Annotated in this window: 14 protein-coding genes and 6 pseudogenes; 7 read left to right on the plus strand and 13 right to left on the minus strand. The window is 54.0% G+C overall.

Annotated elements, in window-relative coordinates:
- Positions 1–767: 767 nt before the first annotated feature.
- On the minus strand, positions 768–1,070 hold the full coding sequence (locus tag K3T82_RS26725) for a hypothetical protein (protein WP_220196617.1): 303 nt from the start codon (positions 1,068–1,070) through the stop codon (positions 768–770).
- 46 nt (positions 1,071–1,116) lie between these two features.
- Positions 1,117–2,299 (minus strand): annotated as a pseudogene (locus K3T82_RS50100) (RNA-guided endonuclease TnpB family protein).
- 337 nt (positions 2,300–2,636) lie between these two features.
- Here K3T82_RS50100 and K3T82_RS26735 point away from each other — a divergent pair.
- The gene (locus tag K3T82_RS26735; RefSeq protein WP_220196618.1) at positions 2,637–3,290 is read left to right on the plus strand and encodes a lipoprotein LpqH; all 654 of its coding nucleotides are present in this window, start codon (positions 2,637–2,639) and stop codon (positions 3,288–3,290) included.
- Between the two features lie 324 nt (positions 3,291–3,614).
- Here K3T82_RS26735 and K3T82_RS47945 read toward each other — a convergent pair whose 3' ends face one another.
- The 4 genes and pseudogenes from K3T82_RS47945 to K3T82_RS50905 all read right to left on the minus strand — a co-directional run.
- The gene (locus K3T82_RS47945) at positions 3,615–4,301 is read right to left on the minus strand and encodes a tetratricopeptide repeat protein (protein WP_236031591.1); all 687 of its coding nucleotides are present in this window, start codon (positions 4,299–4,301) and stop codon (positions 3,615–3,617) included.
- Positions 4,301–4,978, minus strand: coding sequence for a tetratricopeptide repeat protein (locus tag K3T82_RS47950; RefSeq protein WP_236031592.1), 678 nt, complete (start codon positions 4,976–4,978; stop codon positions 4,301–4,303). The genes K3T82_RS47945 and K3T82_RS47950 overlap by 1 nt, the downstream gene beginning before the upstream one ends.
- 45 nt (positions 4,979–5,023) lie before the next feature.
- A pseudogene (locus K3T82_RS50900) lies at positions 5,024–5,377 on the minus strand (XRE family transcriptional regulator); the annotation flags it as partial.
- A 272-nt stretch (positions 5,378–5,649) separates the two neighbouring features.
- Positions 5,650–6,255: pseudogene (locus tag K3T82_RS50905) on the minus strand (helix-turn-helix domain-containing protein); the annotation flags it as partial.
- Positions 6,256–7,228: 973 nt separating this feature from the next.
- On the opposite strand from K3T82_RS50905, the gene K3T82_RS26745 reads away from it, so the two are divergent.
- On the plus strand, positions 7,229–7,372 hold the full coding sequence (locus K3T82_RS26745) for a hypothetical protein (RefSeq protein WP_220196619.1): 144 nt from the start codon (positions 7,229–7,231) through the stop codon (positions 7,370–7,372).
- Positions 7,373–7,414: 42 nt separating this feature from the next.
- Here K3T82_RS26745 and K3T82_RS26750 read toward each other — a convergent pair whose 3' ends face one another.
- The 4 genes from K3T82_RS26750 to K3T82_RS26765 all read right to left on the minus strand — a co-directional run bounded on the left by K3T82_RS26750 (position 7,415) and on the right by K3T82_RS26765 (position 9,703).
- On the minus strand, positions 7,415–7,771 hold the full coding sequence (locus tag K3T82_RS26750) for a hypothetical protein (protein WP_220196620.1): 357 nt from the start codon (positions 7,769–7,771) through the stop codon (positions 7,415–7,417).
- A gap of 234 nt (positions 7,772–8,005) precedes the next feature.
- Entirely contained in the window at positions 8,006–8,425 is a 420-nt protein-coding gene (locus tag K3T82_RS26755) for a hypothetical protein (RefSeq protein WP_220196621.1), read from the minus strand.
- A gap of 50 nt (positions 8,426–8,475) precedes the next feature.
- A complete protein-coding gene (locus tag K3T82_RS26760; protein ID WP_220196622.1) occupies positions 8,476–9,129 on the minus strand; it encodes a DUF4179 domain-containing protein in 654 nt (217 codons plus the stop codon).
- Positions 9,122–9,703 (minus strand): RNA polymerase sigma factor, encoded by a 582-nt coding sequence (locus K3T82_RS26765; RefSeq protein ID WP_220196623.1) that lies wholly within the window; start codon positions 9,701–9,703, stop codon positions 9,122–9,124. The genes K3T82_RS26760 and K3T82_RS26765 overlap by 8 nt, the downstream gene beginning before the upstream one ends.
- Positions 9,704–10,611: 908 nt before the next feature.
- On the opposite strand from K3T82_RS26765, the pseudogene K3T82_RS26770 reads away from it, so the two are divergent.
- A pseudogene (locus K3T82_RS26770) lies at positions 10,612–10,851 on the plus strand (AAA family ATPase); the annotation flags it as partial.
- A 68-nt stretch (positions 10,852–10,919) separates the two neighbouring features.
- Here the strand turns inward: K3T82_RS26770 and K3T82_RS26775 are convergent.
- Both K3T82_RS26775 and K3T82_RS47960 read right to left on the minus strand, forming a co-directional pair.
- Positions 10,920–11,306: a hypothetical protein gene (locus tag K3T82_RS26775; RefSeq protein ID WP_220196624.1), complete on the minus strand. Its 387-nt coding sequence runs from the start codon at positions 11,304–11,306 to the stop codon at positions 10,920–10,922.
- Positions 11,307–11,648: 342 nt separating this feature from the next.
- A pseudogene (locus K3T82_RS47960) lies at positions 11,649–11,996 on the minus strand (AAA family ATPase); the annotation flags it as partial.
- A 770-nt stretch (positions 11,997–12,766) separates the two neighbouring features.
- Here K3T82_RS47960 and K3T82_RS26785 point away from each other — a divergent pair.
- From K3T82_RS26785 to K3T82_RS26800, 4 genes are all read left to right on the plus strand, one after another.
- Positions 12,767–12,964, plus strand: coding sequence for a YwbE family protein (locus K3T82_RS26785; RefSeq protein ID WP_220196626.1), 198 nt, complete (start codon positions 12,767–12,769; stop codon positions 12,962–12,964).
- A 25-nt stretch (positions 12,965–12,989) separates the two neighbouring features.
- Positions 12,990–13,748: an SDR family oxidoreductase gene (locus K3T82_RS26790; RefSeq protein WP_220196627.1), complete on the plus strand. Its 759-nt coding sequence runs from the start codon at positions 12,990–12,992 to the stop codon at positions 13,746–13,748.
- Between the two features lie 415 nt (positions 13,749–14,163).
- Entirely contained in the window at positions 14,164–15,432 is a 1,269-nt protein-coding gene (fes, locus tag K3T82_RS26795) for an enterochelin esterase (protein ID WP_220196628.1), read from the plus strand.
- 720 nt (positions 15,433–16,152) lie between these two features.
- Positions 16,153–16,815 (plus strand): alpha/beta hydrolase, encoded by a 663-nt coding sequence (locus K3T82_RS26800; RefSeq protein WP_220196629.1) that lies wholly within the window; start codon positions 16,153–16,155, stop codon positions 16,813–16,815.
- Between the two features lie 470 nt (positions 16,816–17,285).
- On the opposite strand, the pseudogene ilvD reads toward K3T82_RS26800, so the two are convergent.
- Positions 17,286–18,967 (minus strand): annotated as a pseudogene (ilvD, locus tag K3T82_RS26805) (dihydroxy-acid dehydratase).
- Positions 18,968–19,004 lie beyond the last annotated feature (37 nt).

Raw genomic sequence — 19,004 nt, forward strand, 5'->3', positions numbered from 1 at the left:
AGATAATTCCATAACGACAAAGAGATGCAGCTACAAGCCTATCTGATCTGTTTCATTCTAGATGTGCAAAATCGTCGAGTGGCCTGAAACCCTGATGATCCTCCACTCTCGGAGATCACACGTGGGATCCCCCTTGCGCCCCATCTCGTGACAGCACAGGATATCGAAACATTCGCCTTCGAATTCACGGTAGCATACTACCAGCTTCATCCGAGTAATCATCGTTTTCTTCATCTGCTCTCAATAGAACAATGCTCCTCCACCACCTGGATCTGTCGCGTACAATTTGCTTCATCAGAAGACTAGGCCACCCTCACGATCACGCCCGACACCACCCAAAGCATACACGTCAGCGCCCTCTCCTATGAATAGGAAGAGAAGTACAAAACCTACATCATGGTCTTCCTGTGGCGTAGCTAACACACCTCGGGAAGCCATTGTTGTCTCTCGTCCGAACACAAAAATAGACCAAACGTCCAGGCTTCGCATTCAGCCTGGCCACTCATGAATGCCACCAGGCACCCACCCAGCAGCGAGCACGGGACACACGCGCGGCCAGACGAAGCCGTTGATGATCCTCCCACGTGTCGCCTCTTACGCACCAGGCTCACCACGTTTCACAACATGTTCCCACCACCACACCAGTCTCATACGCATCAACGCGACGGCTCCAGACTCACATCAAGCGCCAACTCACACAAGAGACTCTCAGAGCGCCCATAGTGCTTCGTCTGCACCTTCCTCGACCCTGGAGAGCACCATCGGTCTTACACATATGGACTGTGTCCTCTCACGCTGCGCACTTCGATCCATCCATCCTCCCGCAGGCCCACCCCTCGCCGCCACCGCCGCTTCACGTGATGCGCCGTTTCGGGATCAGCGTCTCGCTGGATGGTGAGACACAGCTTCAACACATCCACCGCTGTCTCCATTTGCTCCCGCCTCAGCGCCAGGTCCGACCACATCCACCTCCCTGGCACCTCCACAGGCTGCTCCTTGAGACGCTGGTCCACCGCTGTCGCCAACTCCTCCGCTTCTATCAGCGCCTCCCTCCGTTTGCGCACCTGCATGCATTAACATGCTCCCCATGCCTGGAAGGGCAGGGGATTCCAACAATCACTTGTTGGGTTTCCTGCTTCGCTGAGGCTTGCCCGAACGAGTCAAGACCCGTCCAGGTCTTACGGCCTCTCCACAGGCCAGGACGGCTTGCCCAGCCGCCACCATGTTTTTTGCCGCATTGACATCGCGGTCATGATGAACGCCACACTCAGGGCAGTCCCAATGACGACGATCAAGCGCTAAAGCGTCGAGCACATGACCACACTGAGAACAGCGCTTACTCGATGGGTACCACTTGTCAATCTTGACCAGGGTTCCTGCCATACCAGTCCGCTTTGTAGGAGAGTTGCGATACAAACTCGGACCAGCCCACATCGCTGATCGCTTTACTCAACGTGCCATTCTTCACCATGTTCTTGACCTGCAAACTTTCCACACAGATCGCGCGGGTTCTCACAGATCAGACGGGTGGAAAGCTTATGCAGAAAATCACGGCGGCGATCAGCGATACGAGCATGCAGACGAGCCACCTTCAGACGAGTCTTCTCTCGGTTCTTGGAGCCTTTGCGCTTCCTGGCATGACGGCGTTGGGCTTTGGCGAGTCTCTTCTCATCCTTGTGAAAGAACCTGGGGTTGCCGACCACCTCACCATCGGAGAGCACCACAAAAGACGTCAAGCCAAGATCAGCCCCGATCACCTGCTCATTGGATGGCAAATGCGCTATCTCCTCTTCCACCAGGATGCTGATGCGCGTACCGATCAGCACTGCCTTTGGTGATGGTGACACTCGGAAGGGGTCGCACCTTCTGGTAAAGGACGCGACCAACGAATTGCCAGAGGCTCACCCATCGCGGGCAAGGGTGAGGCATCCATTGCGCCAGGTGAAGGCATTGGCGGTGTAGGTTGCCGATTGATGGTGGCGCTTCTTCTTGAAGGCTGGATGTTTGGCACGCCCCTCGAAGAAATTGAGGAAGGCTTGGTCGAGGTGGCGAAGGGCTTGCTGCAAAGGGACGCTTGACACCTCGGCGAGCCAGGCATGCTCCTTTTGCTGTTTCAAGAGAGGGAGCATGGCAGAGAGGTCTTTATAGTAGAGGCGTTGGTGCTCATTATAGAACGCATCGGTCTTTTTGTGCAGTGCCCAATTGTAGACGAAGCGAACACAGCCAAAGTGCGAGCCAGCGTCTGCTTCTGCTCGTCAGTGGGAGAGCACCGATACTTGTAGGCGTGTTTCTGCTTCATGTGTTACAGTCCACCATGTACAGTGTAAAAGAGCAATCTTTTGAGCCGCCCGCTCTACCCCACAAAGGAGCGCGCCATTCATCCCCATGTGTGAAGCACAGAGGTCTTCTGGCGCGATAAGATAACTGGCACCTTCCATAACAGGATTGTGAAGGATAGCATACATGTAGGGGAAAAAATTTGATAGACTTGATTACCACGCAAGATGAATAGTGTTGGAAGCACATCTACATCGTAGAAGAGTTGTATCACTGGAAGGTTTTCATTGGAGGTCATCACGTTCACCATGAAAGGCTTATCAGCAACTACACGTTCTCACAAGAAGAGCCTCAATAGGATGGCACTTGGCATCAGTATCTCTGGCGGCATCATCGCTCTCCTCTTTCTCAATCAGCAACTCTACGCTTGGAACCTGCCTTTCTTGTACTGGCTGATGGTGCAGACACAACGTTATGGGTTCTTCTATTACACCCTCTTCGGTTCTCTTTTCATCCTTCTCAGCATCTCCCTCTTCACACGTTTTGCTGTTTCCAAAACAGGGAGAAACGTGACATGGAAGGCGCTGCCGATTGCCTGGAAACGGCTGGTGGTTGGCGCAGGGATACTTACAGCCATCTGTATAATGGGGATCTGTGGATACATCCTCTTGCTCTGCTCTCTGTTTCCCAGCTTTGACCACAAAGATAGCCTGACCTCTCAAGGGCATACATATCAGCTTTCACTCCAAGCAACCGGAAAGGGAATGGACAATCATGATGAAACGGCAACAGCCCCGTTTCGCTTGGAAGTGTACACATGTGAGTTCACTGATTGGGTCTGTACACGAACAGCCGCAAAAAACCAACCCCTTCGCTATAGCACCGATTTGCCAGTCTACTCTCCAGTAGAGAGCATTTCTCTCAGACTTTCTTTGAATACCTCTCAGACAGCTTTTCTGATTGTCGATCAACGGTCCAACGTAAACCCCACCATCACGTTTCCTCGCCCATAACCACAAGCTTCACAGAAGCGTACACAGAGAAAACAGGCGCGCCAGCAACGAGCACACGCATCCCTCGCCGGCGCACTCCTTGAAGCCGATCTTCTCCAGGTCATATGGTTCTGTCAGAACTCAGACAACCGTTCACCCTTCCATCGTTATCCAAATGGAGTCCTTCTAGACAACACTTCCGCCCATTAGTGGGCACACACAAATAAGTTGACAATCCCATTTGTTTTCATGAAACGATTTTAGCATATTGTTCAGCTCTATTGCCAAGTTGACAATACCAGTTTCACCTGTCCCAGCCTCCCAGATTTCTTGCAACACAACCGTTTATGTTGCCTCTGGTTCTTGTACAAGCTGGGCATAGAGCGCTCGGGTGGCGGCTGTCTTGGGGTGATCATCACCCAAGGCCTGTGAGCGGATCTTGAGGGCCCGATCAGCCAGAGGGAACGCTTTATACAGTTCGCCCTGCTTTTGAAAGAAGACAGACAAATCGTGCAGTGTTTGTGCCGTCTCAGGGTGATGCTGACCAAAAAGCTGTTCCTTCATAGTGAGCGCTCGTTGGTAAAGTGGCTCCGCCTCTGCGTATTTTCCCTGATCTCGGCAAAAGTTTGCCAGTCCATTGAGCGTCTCGGGTAAACTGGGGTCCGTAGCCCACTGGTTCTGCTCACTGATACGCAGCGCTCGTTGATAAAGCAATTTCGCTTCTCTACCCTTGCCCTGATACCAGTAGAGCTCGACCAGATTTTGAAGCACCAGGGCCACCAAGATATGTTCCGGCCCCAACGTCTGCTCCCGGATGTGTAATGCTCGCTGAAAAAGGAGTGCTGCTTCTCTGTATTTGCCTTGATCGCGGTAGAGGAGTGCCAGATCGCGCAACGTTTCTGCCGTCAATGGATGGCGCTGACCGAGATGCTGCTTACGGAGAGAGAGTGCCCGCTGAAAGAGCGGTTCCGCATCCGTATACTTGCCCTGATACCGGTAGAGCTCGGCTAAATTATGAAGGGATTGAGCCACTACGGGATGCTCCGGTCCCAGAGCCTGCCCCAGATATGCAACGCGCGCTGAAAGAGCGGTTCTGCTTCTCTATACCTGCCTTGAAAGGCGTAGAGCGCCGCTAGGTTATTGATCGCTAAGGCAAGTTGTGGATGTTCAGGATTCAGGGTTTGCTCGAAAATGTGCAATGAGTGCTGGTAGAGCGGCTCTGCCTCCGCATATCTGCCTTGATCGCTGTAGAGCAGCGCTAAGTTGTTGAGTGCTCCAGCCACCTGGGCGTGATCTGGCCCCAGCGTTCGTTCTACTATGGACAAAGCTCGCTGAAAGAGCGGTTCTGCTTCAGCATATTTGCCCTCTCGCCAATAGAGGACCGCTAGATTTCTCAGGGAAGCAGCTATATGGGGATGATCTGGTTCTAGACCCTGTTCCCGCATATGGAGCGCTCGCTGGTAGAGCGGCTCTGCCTCTTCATATTGCCCGCGCTCACGCAAATACTGTGCTACTTTGAACGCCAGGGATGCCAGGGTAAGTGAGCGTTCAGGGGCTGCCGCTCGGTGTAAACTCGGAAGCGCATGTGGCACGAGCCGTTCGCATTGTTTCCAGACGGAATACTCCGTCGTCGACTCCACTTCAGGAAACACTGCCTCGAACGCGTGAAGAACGTGCTGGGTCAACTCCTCCCGTTCTGTCTCGGTCATGCTATCCAGGAGCACCGCCTGCACCAGTTGGTGGATTGAGAACGTCTGTGTTTCAGCCTGGCGCGAGAGCAAGGAATAGGAACACGCGAGGGCAACAATCCGATTCCATTCCAGCGCGTCGCGGCATGCCACCTCCAACATTGCTCCAAGATGCTTGCCCCCCTGGCGAAAGAGCTCTTCAGGGATCGCTTCCGGCTGCAGCAGTGCACAGACACGCAAAAAGTCTCGTACCGCTGGGTGGCGTTCGGCCGTCGCGGTGATAGCGAGCGCGAACGTGATCGAAACTGGCAGCGGGTGATCCTGTGCCCCCGCCCCCTCGCCTCGCTGCTGGAGAAGAGCAGCACGCTGAGTACGGAAAAGCTCCAGATAGGCGGGCAGGCCGCACCGCGTCTCTTCCATGTAGGCCCCCGCCTGATCGAGCGCCAGAGGCAATCCCCCATCAGTACGACCAGTTCCGTTGCCGCCGCGTGCTGGGTGGGCTGTTGCCCAGCAAGCTGATGTACGTGCTCAGGGGTCGCTTCCGCCTCCAGCACTCTGGCGCGGCGCAACAGGAACAGCAGTCCTTCCTCGTGCCCCATTGGCAAGAGGGGAATGCTTCGTGCCCGTGTTCCCAACACCTGCCGACGCGTCGTGAGCAAGACCGTCCCGTGTTGTGCGAATGGAAGAATGTGGTCCAACATGCCCAGATCTTCCACATTATCGCAAATGAGAAGCCATTGATCATGCTCTGTCAACCAATTACGGACTGCTGTGATGATGCGCTGCTGGTCCTTGTCGTCTCGTTCTGGCAATTGGAGCGTCTCGGCAAGTTGCAGCAGGCTCAGAGCAAGGCTCTCGGCAGTTTCTGCCCCAATCCAGAAGACGGCACGGTACGTCTGGGAGAACCGGTAGATATACTCCAAGGCAATCTGCGTCTTCCCAACGCCACCCAGCCCATGGAGCGCGTACGGATGGGTGAACGTCTCCTCCTGATCAGTGTACAGAGAGGTGTGAAGTGACGTGAGGAGCTCATCTCGACCAGTAAAGAAGGGATTGCGTGGATAGGGAACACACCACAACGGTGTGCGAGGTATGGAGGCCTCCTGATCTTCAAACAGCTCTTCGGGGCGCAGCCCAAAAAAGCGACAGAGTTGGAGCCGGACAGAGGGTTGGGGAAGCGTCTGTCCTTGCTCCCAACGGCGAATACTCCTGGCGGAGAGGGCAAGCACCTCTGCCAGTTCCTCTTGTGACAAATGCCGACGTAATCGCTCCTCGCGCAAACGGGTCCCAAAACGCATAAAGAAGGTCCATTTCTTCCGGTTGTTCTGTCATTCCTCGCTCAAATCTACCCATCTAAATATAGTATAAAAGAATAAAAACCGGTATGTAAAGTGAATGGGGCAATTTGACCTGGAAATAGCCGAGAGTTGAGAGAATGTATCCTGCTGGGGCCTGCTTCTGATGGATGTGAAGAGGCAAGCTGGAAGCGTCTGCTCGTGATGAAGTTTCGCCAGAGCGGCGATAAAGGGGGATGTTCATGAACAGCGTTTTCAGACGGTCGGAGCAAAGGAGCGAGCAGGATCATACGCGCACTCGTTCATCCAGACGCCATAAGCTTCGAGTATATCTCAGCTTTAGGGGTGCGACACGTTCGGTCGAGACCGATAACTATCGGGGGATGATCGACAAGGAGTGATCCTTGATAACTTGAGTTTCGATGTTGGGCGCGGCAGAAAGCCAATTCCCAACCCCTTGTGAACAGGGAAATGCATCTTCCCCAGTGGCGAGACTGACGCTCAATCTGCTGAAGCGGGAAGAAAAGCGGGTACGTCCCGACTCCAACGGGATCATCCCCGCAAGCCGGTCGTCATGGCTAGCGCAAGCGAAGGTCTAGTTGAGGCATCGTAACTGAGAACAAGCCGACGTGGAGTAGTGGCTTGACCAAACTGGTAAAGGATAGGGACCTGGCATACCCCTAAGTGACCAGGGTTCACTCCCGATAAACCCGGTGCATAGGACCAGCCTAAAACGACGCAAAACGAAGCTCAGGAACGTGGGAACCAGCCATGTTCTCTCTGGCAACAGAGAAGGTGTCAACCCTATGGCATGGCTGGAAGGATTCCCCAAGAAGCGAAAGCCTGAGGTAATGCTCAGGATATGCTGACGTGGGGACGGTCAAAGAGAAGAAAGCGGACCAGGAAGCGTTGAGATCCGAAGGCACCGTGAACCCTGCCAGGGCCGCAAGGCAGCAACAGTAACGAGTGAATGGCTATGGCGCGGAAAGAACGGCTTTCAAGCTGGCTCATCACCAGTATCCATGACAAGGACTCTTTGACTGAGGAGCCGGATGCGGTTAACGTCGCACGTCCGGTTTTGAAGCGGAGGCGAGGGGAGCGATCCTCTCGTCGACCGTAACGCTCTATCAAATTGGCTCATCCGCAACTTCCGTGCTGAGATTTACAACCCTTCTTCGTAGATAAAGCATGCGCTCTCGGGCACGTTGTAAGGCATGATACTGCTAGTCACGACATACCATGACTGTGCGACGAAGGGCACGCACACTGTCCCCGGTTTACGCTCCCCCTGGGTCTTGAGACACAGCGTGAGCACGTCCACGCCAGACGAGAGGCGGCAGCCCGCTTCACTGAACAATGTGAGGTCATCGCAACCATCGAGATCCGGGGGCAGGTTCTCTTGGAGGATACCACCACTTGCCTCTTCCCACACTGGGTCACCGTGAGCCAGAGGAGAGCTCAGAATAGTCTCCTGGGCTCTCCTCGCTCCATTCGTATTGAGGATGTTCAAGCAGTTCAACGTAATCCCGTTTGCAGGTGACAGCCCTTTCAGACGGCACCAGCACTTGGATGAAAGCCGTATGCAGGGATGGAGGCAACAATAACAGCTCTGCTCTAACATGCTCCGTGCCCACGAAACTGGATCTAGCGACCTCTCCCTTCTTTCAGGCCTCTCCTTTCCACGCCTCGAGACAAGACATGTCTCTCCTGCAAGCGGGATGGGAATATGGCTCCCCCCGCGCTCTCCAGGAACTTATACGACCGTGAAGCGGAAGGTCCAGGTCCTGATGCTCCCTCCTGGGTGATTTTCCCGCTCCATGACGGTCAAGATCCAGGTGCCATGCTTCCCAGAAAGTTGGTCATTGGGGAAGCTAAAGAGAAAGGTGCCATCAACTTGAGGACTGCCTGCCTGCACCTGATACGTCTTGGGGTCCTGCGCAACGTTCACCGTCGCCCAAAGACTTGCTTTCCCCCACGGTTGCTGACCGCTGATGAAGATGCGAACAGCAGAGGGCGTGATCACAGCCTTCTGTAATGTAATGGTCTCCCCATCTGCGGTCTGCTTCTGACCCAGGTTGATGATGCCTCCAGCGTGAAACGGAACAGAGAAATCGAACGTCGCTGAGCCGAGGACCTTCGGTGTGCGAAAGGCTGCACCTGTGCCTACGTCCATTTTCACCTGGATATCCAATTGCTGGGGATTGCCAGTAATCCCGTTCGTATCTACATAAAATGCCTCGGCCCCACGATGATCCTCCTTGAACTGCGAGGCACTCCCCCCACGATGAGCTTCCCACTGTCGGTATCACCCAGAACGGTGCCATCTTTTTCTGAAACCACAATACGCAGCACCGAGAGCTGATTGTGATCTGGGGTACGGTTCTCATTCCAGAGGATGATATGCCCATCAGCGGTGGTGATGGTATCGGCGATAATCAACTCGTTCGCATCCGCGTAGGCTGCTTCAATGGTAATGGTGACCCCAGCAACCGTCCGCGACTGATGAATGGAATGGAACAGATTGTTTTGCACCAGGGAATGGGTCGCAGGATTGGAAAAGAGCACTTGGCGTAAGAAGGGGGAGACCGCTGCATACACAGTTCCTGCAATGAGCAGCACGGCGAGCAGGGCCGCGATGACTCCCAGGCTGCGCGCAGACCACGATGGTTGCCTTGTGAACCACTGGATTGGTGACAGAACTCTTTTTGGCGTATGAGCGAGTCTGAAGCGGGCCTGAATGAGTGACCACGAAGCGCGCCGGGAAGGAACTGACGCCTGATAGGTAGTGTCTAATGCCTCAATGAGCTGGTGGAATGCAGCATCTTCCTGCCCATCGAAGAGATCGGGATAGCGTTGTTGGAGTTCGTGTTTATCCATACCGGTATTGCTCCTTCAGAGAGTGTAATAGGCGCGTGATCTGTTTTTTGACACTGGCATGACTTTTGCCGACTACCTGAGCGATTTCAGCGGTACTCAGCCCGGCCGCAAAGCGGAGTGCCAGCAGCTCGCGCTTCTGGTCAGGAAGCTGAGCCAGCAAACCTCGCAGCCGAACCTGATCCTCCTGTTTCAACGCGATGACTTCAGGACTCTGCTCCGTTGAAGCGTGCATTTCTTCTGGGAGAAAGTCCCAGCGTTCGCTCCGCTTGCTGCGACGATAGTGATCGATCGCGACATGGCGAGCAATGCGAAAAAGCCAGGCCGCAAAGGGAATACCACGAGCACGATACGCAGGCAAAGCCTCAAGGACGTTGAGAAACACCTGCTGAAGCAGATCGTCTGCGTCTTCATCATTGCTGGCACGTGTGCGTAAGTAGCGGTAGACACGCGCTTCATAGCAGAAATACAGCGGGGCAAAGTCCGCAGGATTGGCTTTAGCAGCTTCTAGAAGCTGTGCCTCCGCCTCCTCCGGACTTCTCTCCTCCCACAAGAGAAGGTGTGGATTATTGTTCATGCACACATTGTCTTTCTTACAGAATGTGGGTCATTTACTCTTGATCAATAGAAACCCTTCCATCATGATGGCATGTATAAAAACGCAGAAATGACCAATTGGGGACATTGCAGAAGAAACAGAAAATGTATAAAACCTTCCTTTGGAGATACCGTCTTCCTTGTCAAGGGTTTGGCCACTTCGTAGGTGTTGCACTGAGACAGCGAGAGCATCAAATCCTTGTGGCGTGTTGGCAAAGTGGTGTGAGTTGGCTTTTACTTCTGTGAGCAGATGGACATCGAAGGTGCTTTTGGCCATATCAAGCCGAGAGCAGGAAGTAGGGTGCTCATTGATGAGAAGCTCCTTTCCTTGTTCCACTTGACGACGAGAGGCAGGGAGCGCGGATCAGAACCATACTTGTGAATACAGGCTCATTGCCGACCTCTCCAGCCGGGAATGCCTCAGATACCGTTCGGTTTGCGATGCCGGCACAGAAGAACGGGACCTCATCTCCAAAGCAAGCTCGGGATCTCAGTGAACCCGCAAGTTCACCGTTCTTCTCCTCCTCGTCTCGATTCCCTCCAAGTGTATCCGATCCTTCCCTCTCTTAAGATACAAGTGAACCCATGAGGGCAGACCAGAAGGGGAGTCAAGTGATCATCCCCTGGTAATAAGCGATCTCATACTCCACCGGAGGGACATATCCCAAGCTGGAATGAACAGGAGGCCAGACTCAAGAAGCAATGGTTGGCACGGATGTGTCAGCAGACCATCGTGGGAATTGCGTTGATAAGACGCGGGCCTCTGGAGAGCCTGGTGCATGGAAATCGTGCATGCCATGGTTCGGGGAGGGCCGTTGGAAAAGGGCTGGCGTGAGCCAGTACCTCGCTGGCGGCCTATCCTACCGCACCGCCGTGCCCCCTTTGGGGGTTGCAAGCACGGGCAGCCCCCTGGTCGAAGTTTCCACACGCACCACCGCGCTGAGTCAATGGTTTCATGGCGGTGGCAGGCGAGTGAAGAAACCGCTCTCAGAGTGTTGGCACCAGTGCGAATGTGGTGTGGGCCCTGTGCAACGTGATCTCTACTCAGCGCTTCTGGCTGCCTATCTTGATCCAGTAGATCCCATTCCCTCGTGTGCCCGATACCAGCCGTATTGGGAAGGTGAGGAACTGGAAGCGTGGGCCGACCTCCTGGAACTCCCGCTACTTTCGCGCGGGGAGGTCTCAGTTTCTCTCTTTTAGAATGTCACCGATAATGAACACCCTTCGTGGCCGTCGTAAGCTTGTATCGTCCCGCCCCGATCGAGGCACCAGCGGTAGAATGGGTCGTGTGTATACTGGTACTTTGTGATCGGGTCATACCCTGAAAAGGCCTTCGCCGCAATACGTCTGTGCTCAAACAGGTACTGTTTGATAGGGCCATACTCACCAGACCAATCATAGCCACTGTAGGACCTTATAAAACCAGGGCCGCCTTGGATCTGCTGGTGCTCTCCAAAAACCTCTGTAGGCACACTTACCTTGGCACTGGCAGCAGAAGCTGATATCGGAGAGCCAGCCATGAGTAACAGGGTGAGCAGCCCACTCAGGAAGAGTAGGACAACGCTTTTACTTCTCAAGGACATGGTGTTTCACCTTCTCTTTAACGCGGAGGCTTCAAAGGACAACAACCAAAACACTAAGTACATACTACATATATATCTCCAAGCAAACTTATCTCAAAGGATGTGGACGCGTGGCATGCTCTCTTGCATCAATGTCTCGCTTAGCTACTCATTTGCTCTCATCATAAGGCAAAGTCCTAAGACTTACTGTTTCTCACAGTAAATCTTAGGACTTTATATCTTTTTGTCTTAAGTCTTAATTCCCTATTCCCATTAGGAGGCTTTAGCTTTAGATGCGCGCCTTAAGGCGCTCGCATGCCTGCATCCGGCCAAGAGAGGGAACATGCCAACGAGAACTCCATCACGATTGAGAGCATGGTAGGCGCGGCTCGCCAGGGTTTGGGCAAGCACCGCCTCAATGTGTTCAGCAATCCAGCTCATGCGCAAGCCTTTGACGGCTTGATGCAGGGCAGCTTCGGTGAAGCCGTGGGCTTGGCGCAAGGCGGAGAACGCCGCCGCTCGCTCCGCCTTGTGGGTGCAAGAAATGGAGCGGGCCTCTTGCCAAGCGGGATCATCCCGCATACGGCGCAGGCGCTTCTGCCCGAGGGAGAGGAGAGCATTGTAGAGCTGTCGGGCAGCTTCCAGATGGGCACACACTCGCTTGGCCTGCCCGGCGTTCACCGCAAGGGGCAGTTCCAGCAGGAACGTGGGGTGCGGATGGTGGGTGCTTGTGTGTGGTTGCTTGCAGCCTGACGCTTCATCATCCCATCTCTCGTGCATTGCGTTTTGTATCTGGATCATATGTTCTATAGAATAGTAGCATGGTGACCTTTCGTCAAGTGCCCCGACATCCGCTGTTGCGAGGATCCGCCCCTCTCCTCCGCCTTACAAGGAACGGCGATGCATCCCTGTCATCAATGAGCAGGGCTTTCTCGCTCGGATCCTTGTAATGTGGAACGACGCTATGGTCAGCGTAGAAAAAGTACGCAAATCCACAGTGAGTGCAGAAAAAGTACGTCGAACACCTCACGCAACGTAAAAATTGTTTACCAAATTTGCCTCGTTCATTTAGGGTCAGGTTCAACTGATTTATGGTACACGCTCTGTATCAGTCCTGCTGTGGACGCGCTTTCATAAAGTCGAAGAACTTAGAAGTTCACATCTCTCGTGGTTCATACCTTCCTGGACTGAGAGAGCCCTGTGTTCAATGGCGTCGTTGTCGAGTGTAGCACACCCACATAGACTCAAAGATGGACAGCCGCGCCTTTTGAAGAGTACAATAGGCGTAACCGGTCTGTCCACTCGCTCAAAAGTGAGTGGCTCGGATGTATTATCTCTCCTGAAAGCAGCAGACAACAATGGACTCGTGGATGGGAACATCACATCCAACGTGTGATTGTGAAAATCAGGAAACACTTGCGCATCCACTCTGATAAAATAGATATCTCTTCACCAGGAATGGTAGGAGAAAGCGAAACTGAATGCCAGATGGACGCACCCGTCAAGATATACGTTCGGGAATCGAAGTGTCAATCGTCCTCAAGCAAGACCAGCAAACGGGAAAACTGACCCGTGGAATCGTCAAGAATATTTTGACTACATCCGCTTCTCACCCGCATGGGATCAAGGTACGGCTTGTCGATGGACAGATAGGACGCATACAGAAAATCGAAGAATAGAATGCCACAAAAGGAAGAGAGACGCATGAATGGAACAGGTCGTATCGCTCTCGTGACTGGTGCTGGAACTGGCATTGGCAAACGAACGGCATTACTGCTCTTGGAAACTGGATATTCCGTCGTGCTAGCAGGCCGCCGAGTCGAACCCTTAGAGCAGACGGTTCAGGAGGCTGGTGTGCCGAAGTCGCGCACGCTGGTGATGTCTATAAACGTGAGCGACCCCGAAGCTGTGTCGGCGTTATTCGCGGCAACGCAGGACAAATTCGGACGGTTGGATGTATTATTCAATAATGCAGGTGTGGGTGCGCCCTCCGTCCCGCTCGAAGACCTCAAGTATGAGCAGTGGTGTCGTGTGCTGGATACCTGCGTGACGGGAACATTTCTTTGCACGCAGCACGCATTCAGGATGATGAAGCAGCAACATCCGCACGGCGGACGTATCATCAATAACGGGTCAATTTCCGCGCATACCCCCCGACCCAATTCCGCCCCGTATACGGCGGCCAAACATGCGATCACCGGCCTCACCAAATCAACGGCGTTGGATGGTCGCCCATTTGATATTACCTGTGGGCAGATTGACATCGGAAACGCGGCAACCGAGATGACAGCCAACATGGAAAATGGGGTACTCCAAGCCAATGGCACAGTTGCTGTCGAACCAACGATGGATGCCGATCATGTTGCGCGGGCGGTGCTCTATATGGCGAGCCTGCCACTCGATGTCAATGTCCCGTTTGTCACCGTGATGGCAAACAGAATGCCCTTTATAGGTCGTGGCTGAAAGCTCTGTGGTTTTGTTGCAAGGAGAGGGGCAATCTGGTAGAGTGAGCGATCGATGGCGGGAGCGTCAAAGTTCACCGGCTACTCCATTCTGGAAGCCGAGAGCCTTGACGCCGCAGCCAAATGGTCAAAAGTGCCCGGGCTTGGCGAATGCCAATATTGAGGTGTACGAGGCTGTCCCATTTAGCTGATCTCGCTCAGCTACCAGCTGACGTAGGCGAACTATCCTTAACCGATTTACAAGGTGCCTATGAAAGAAAAGCCGAAGAATTTCAACATGGCTTGGTAGAGAGCTCGTTGGCTGAGGAAGGAGAAGGAGATTACGGGCTTAGCCCTGACGTTTGAAGAGTTTGAGCCGATGGACATGACCCTCGACGCCGCCGTTAAGGAAAGAATCACGAGAAAAGAGATATGAGATGGCTTCTCCAAAAATGCAGGTAAGTCCGCGTATGATTTCACTCGAACACCTCCTTCTCACAGGAAACACCACAGCTCTTGAAGCGTTTTGGCTGGATGTGGCGGCGCATGGCGCTCCCTTGATTGAAGCCATCGAAGGGGATGACACACACGTTCTAGTCACATTCCTCTGGCGCGGACATGGAAACACACACAGTGTCGTGGTCTTTATTGGCCCTGCCAGTTGGGAACGTCCCACGGACCACCAGATGACTCGCCTCCTGGATACTGATCTCTGGTACAAGACATATTGGTTGCGAGCAGACCTGCGCACCACCTATGAGTTTTCTCCTAACGATCCTCTGACTCCCATCCAGTACCAGGAGTTTTGGACGCGACTGGTTCCCGATCCATTGAATACGCGCCACTTTACCTATCCAAAGGATGAAGAAGACCCCAAAGCACAAGACCTCGTGATGTCTATTCTTGAACTGCCGCAGGCTCCTCGCCAAACCTGGATTCTTCCTCGCCCAGGTGTGGCACAGGGTCAGGTCGAACGGCATCGTCTGCGGAGCCAGATCCTCGACAATGAGCGCTGTATTTGGGTCTATACCCCACCAAAATACACAAAGAGCAGCGAACCCTACCGTCTTCTGCTGCTCTTTGATGGAGGGGAATATCTTCATCTGGTCCCCACCCCGACGATTTTGGATAACCTGTTGCACGAAGGGGAAATCCCCCCACTTGTCACCGTACTGATCGACACTCTCGGTCAAACGCGCAACCAAGAGTTACCGTGTCACCAACCTTTTGTGGACTTTTTGACACAGGAACTCTTGCCATGGGTCTATGAGCGATATTCCGTGACTCATGATCCAGCACAGACGACGATAGCTGGATCAAGCTATGGGGGATTAGCTGCCGCCTTCGCTGGTCTACGAGCCTCAAACTTCTTTGGGAATGTCTTGTCGCAATCGGGACAGTTCCAATGGAACACTGATTCTGAAACGAATATTCCGCAGGAGTGGCTCACGCAGCAATTTATCACGAGTCCCCGTGTTCCTGTGCGCTTTTATTTGGAGGCTGGTTTGCAGGAACAAGGCAGACTCGCTGCAACAGTTCCCAGTAACCGACATCTGCGTGATGTATTGGCTCTAAAAGGCTATGAGGTGCATTACGCCGAGTTTAACGGCGGTCATGAATTTCTCTGTTGGCGTGGGTCTTTAGCAGATGGCCTGTTGAACCTGATTGGTCATCAATCGACTCACGATCTAGCAGATGTACCATGATGATCGGACCATATCCAGACGACAAGGACGCGGGAGTTGTTTGGAGCATTCGAGGTATTGACCACTTTCGCTGATGCGTTCCTAGATATGGAGCAGTTTTCCAGGCATTGAAGCGTCAAATTCCACCCTTCAGTACAAAATCGGGTCTTGGTCACTTTCGGTGGAAAAACTCAACAGATCCCAAGTGCAACCGATCCATCCACGTTCGCAACTTGTGACCATGGTTGCTCCACACAGTGCGCATGATCCGTTCAGGACGAAGAGTGAGCTCATTTGAACAGACCCAAGCACATGAAGCTAGTGTGTGATTCGCCAATCTCTTTGTCCTCGCCAGTGACACATATCCTAGGATATGTGTCAAAACTCGTTTTTCAGCAGAAGTCTCGTGTTGGCGAACAACAGCCCATCTGCCTTGAGGTGGGTGAACCCCAAGACAAAGTGAGTGCGGAGAATTGTCCTTTTTCTGGGACAGTTGTGGAACTTCAGTCAGCACAAATCCGAGCGACAGGAGTGGAAAAGCTCCAGTGTCCGGCGTGCGGAGCAACCAGAAAGGCAACCATACGGGGCGAGTTCGTCATCTATCCCCCTCACACACCGCTGCGCATCGCGCGCGTGAACAAAGGCCCCTTGTGGATCAGGCAAGGAACAATTTGGGCAATACAACAATAGAGCGGTAAGCTATCATTTGTAAATGATCGAATATGAAGCAGAGGTGCGAAAATGAATGACCGAGCAATCGCGGGAGAGTTTGTGACCGAGACGTTCGACTACGACGGTGGGAGGCCTGTGACGGTGTACGTCCCGCCAGATCCGCCCGAGGCAGTCGTCTTCGCCGGTGACGGGAAGAGTATCTCGCAGTGGGGCCGGTTCCTCGAGGCAGCCGACGTCCCATCCACGATGATCGTCGGTGTACACGGGCTGACGGACGAGAATCTGCGACTCCAGGAGTACTCGCCGGTCTTTAACACGGAACGGTTCGCGGCACATGAGAAGTTCTTCGTCAAAGACGTCCGCCAATGGACAGCGTCGCGGTTTGCAGGAGCGCTGCCCACTGAACGCACCGCAGTGTTCGGTGCCTCGGCGGGCGGCGAGCTGGCGCTGGCCCTGGGGCTTCGGCACCCGGACGTCTACGGTGCGATCTTCTGCGCCTCGCCAGGAGCGGGCTACCAACCGACTGAGGTGATGCCTCCTCGGATTCCGCGCACGTACCTTGTTGCCGGCACGCAAGAGCCGTTCTTCCTTGAGAACGCTACGAGGTGGGCGGACGCGCTGCGCGATGCAGGTGCGGACGTTGTCATGAAAGAGCGAGTCGGATCGCACGGCGGCGCGTTCTGGCGAAAAGAGTTCCTGCTCATGGTGGCGTGGGCGTTTGGACGCGAATAGATTCCCTTCTCCGTCTCAAGAATGTGCTGAAGAATGGGGCATAGTACCTTGCTTTGGGATTTCTAGGGTATAAATCACGGAATTAAATGCTTTACATTCCAATGAGATTGCAGTTTTTTGTGAGCCTGGACAACTTTATGAAATTGACCCATATTGTGTCCAGGCTATTTTTGACCCATAACATGACTCTTACGCAACCTCGATGATAGAAAGCTCAAGCAGAGCAACGAATGGGGTCAAAGTCTGCTCACTAAGCGACTTATGCTTTTCCTCGTATCTCATCTGTTTTTAGAATCATCGAGGATGCGTAAGAGCCTGGGAATGTTGGGATTTACACCCTTCCCTGCCGAAAGTCCGTCTTTTCAAACCGCTTGCCCACCCAGACACCTGTACCCATTTCTCCCGACAGTATCCTGGGATTGACACCACATTTGAGAACAGCAGATGAGGATGGTTGCCCTTCACCTGTTTTAGATATCTCCTGGATCGGCTAAGACGGCTCCTGTGTTGGCCGATGTGACTAGAGAGGCATAGCGGCGCAACCAGGAACTCTTCACACGTCTTTTGATCGGCCTGACCTCTTTCAAACGTTCTTCTATTTGCTCCGGCGCTAACGCAACATCCAAGCGGCGCTCGACCAGGTCAATGTGAATGAGATCTCCGTCTACTAGTGCGGCAATGGGACCGCCTGCTGCAGCTTCCGGGGAGACATGACCGATACAGGCACCGCGAGTTCCCCAGAGAAGCGACCATCAGTAATCAGCGCGACCTTATCGCCCAGACCCATGCCCACAATATTGGCGGTTGGAGCCAGCATCTCCTGCATGCCGGGACCGCCGCGCGGGCCCTCGTAACGGATCACAACCACATCGCCCTCTTTGACCTGCCTGTTGAGAATACCCGCGCAGGCCTCTTCCTGCGAATTAAAAATTTTTGCCGGGCCAACATGCTTCATCATCATCGGGTCCACCGCCGCAACCTTGACCACGGCCCCATCGGGGGCAAGATTGCCAAAGAGAATGGTCAGGCCGCCGCGCTCGCTGTGTGGGGCCTCGATGGGCAGGATCACCTCAGGATTTTTCACCTCGGCCTCGGCGATATTCTTGCCCAGAGTGCGCAGCGTCACCGTTGGGCGATCCAGGTTGAGCGTGCCGGGCTTCTTCGCGAGTTCCTTGAGGATCGCGCTGATGCCACCCGCGCGATCCACGTCCTCCATGTGCCATTTGCCGGCGGGGCTGACCTTGCACAGATGGGGCACCCGCGCCGCCACCTCGTTAATGCGCTCCAGCGAGTAGTCGATGCCGCCCTCGCGAGCAAGAGCCAGGGTGTGCAGGACGGTGTTGGTCGAGCCGCCCATAGCCATATCGAGCGCAAAGGCGTTATCGATGCTCTCCTGGTTGACAATTTGACGCGGGGTCAGGTTGGCCTCGATCAGGCGTATGATCTGCCGACCAGCCACGCGAGCCAGCTCTTTGCGCTCTTCAGAGATAGCCAGGTAGGAGCCATTGCCGGGCAGAGCCAGACCAAGTGCCTCCATCAGGCAGTTCATCGAGTTGGCGGTGAACATACCTGAACAGGAGCCGCAGGTAGGACAGGCAACCCGCTCCAGTTCAGTGAGCTCACTCTCGCTCATTTTGCCCGCCTGGTAAGCTCCGACGCCCTCGAAGATGCTGATCAGGTCGACGCTGCGCCCGTCGGCGGTCAGTCCGGCCTTCATTGGACCACCGCTGATGAAGATCGTGGGGATGTCCAGACGCATCGCGGCCAGCAGCATGCCGGGAACGATCTTATCGCAGTTGGGAATGCAGACCATACCGTCGAAGCGATGAGCCTCGATCATGGTCTCTACACAGTCGGCAATCAGTTCGCGGCTGGGCAGCGAATACTTCATGCCAATATGACCCATGGCGATACCATCGTCAACACCAATGGTATTGAACTCAAAGGGAACGCCGCCCGCAGCACGGATAGCTTCTTTGACAACCTTGCCAAAGGCCTGCAAATGAACATGACCGGGAACGATATCAACATACGAATTACACACCGCGATAAATGGCTTCTTGAAATCCTGTTCACCCACTACACCGGTTGCACGCAGCAAACCACGATGAGGAGCACGCTCGAAGCCGAGCTTGATCTGATCTGAACGCATCATGTCTCTCTTTCGTACAGTTCTTCTTGCCAGGGGC

The sequence above is a fragment of the Ktedonospora formicarum genome (genome assembly GCF_016587355.1).
GTDB lineage: Bacteria > Chloroflexota > Ktedonobacteria > Ktedonobacterales > Ktedonobacteraceae > Ktedonobacter > Ktedonobacter formicarum.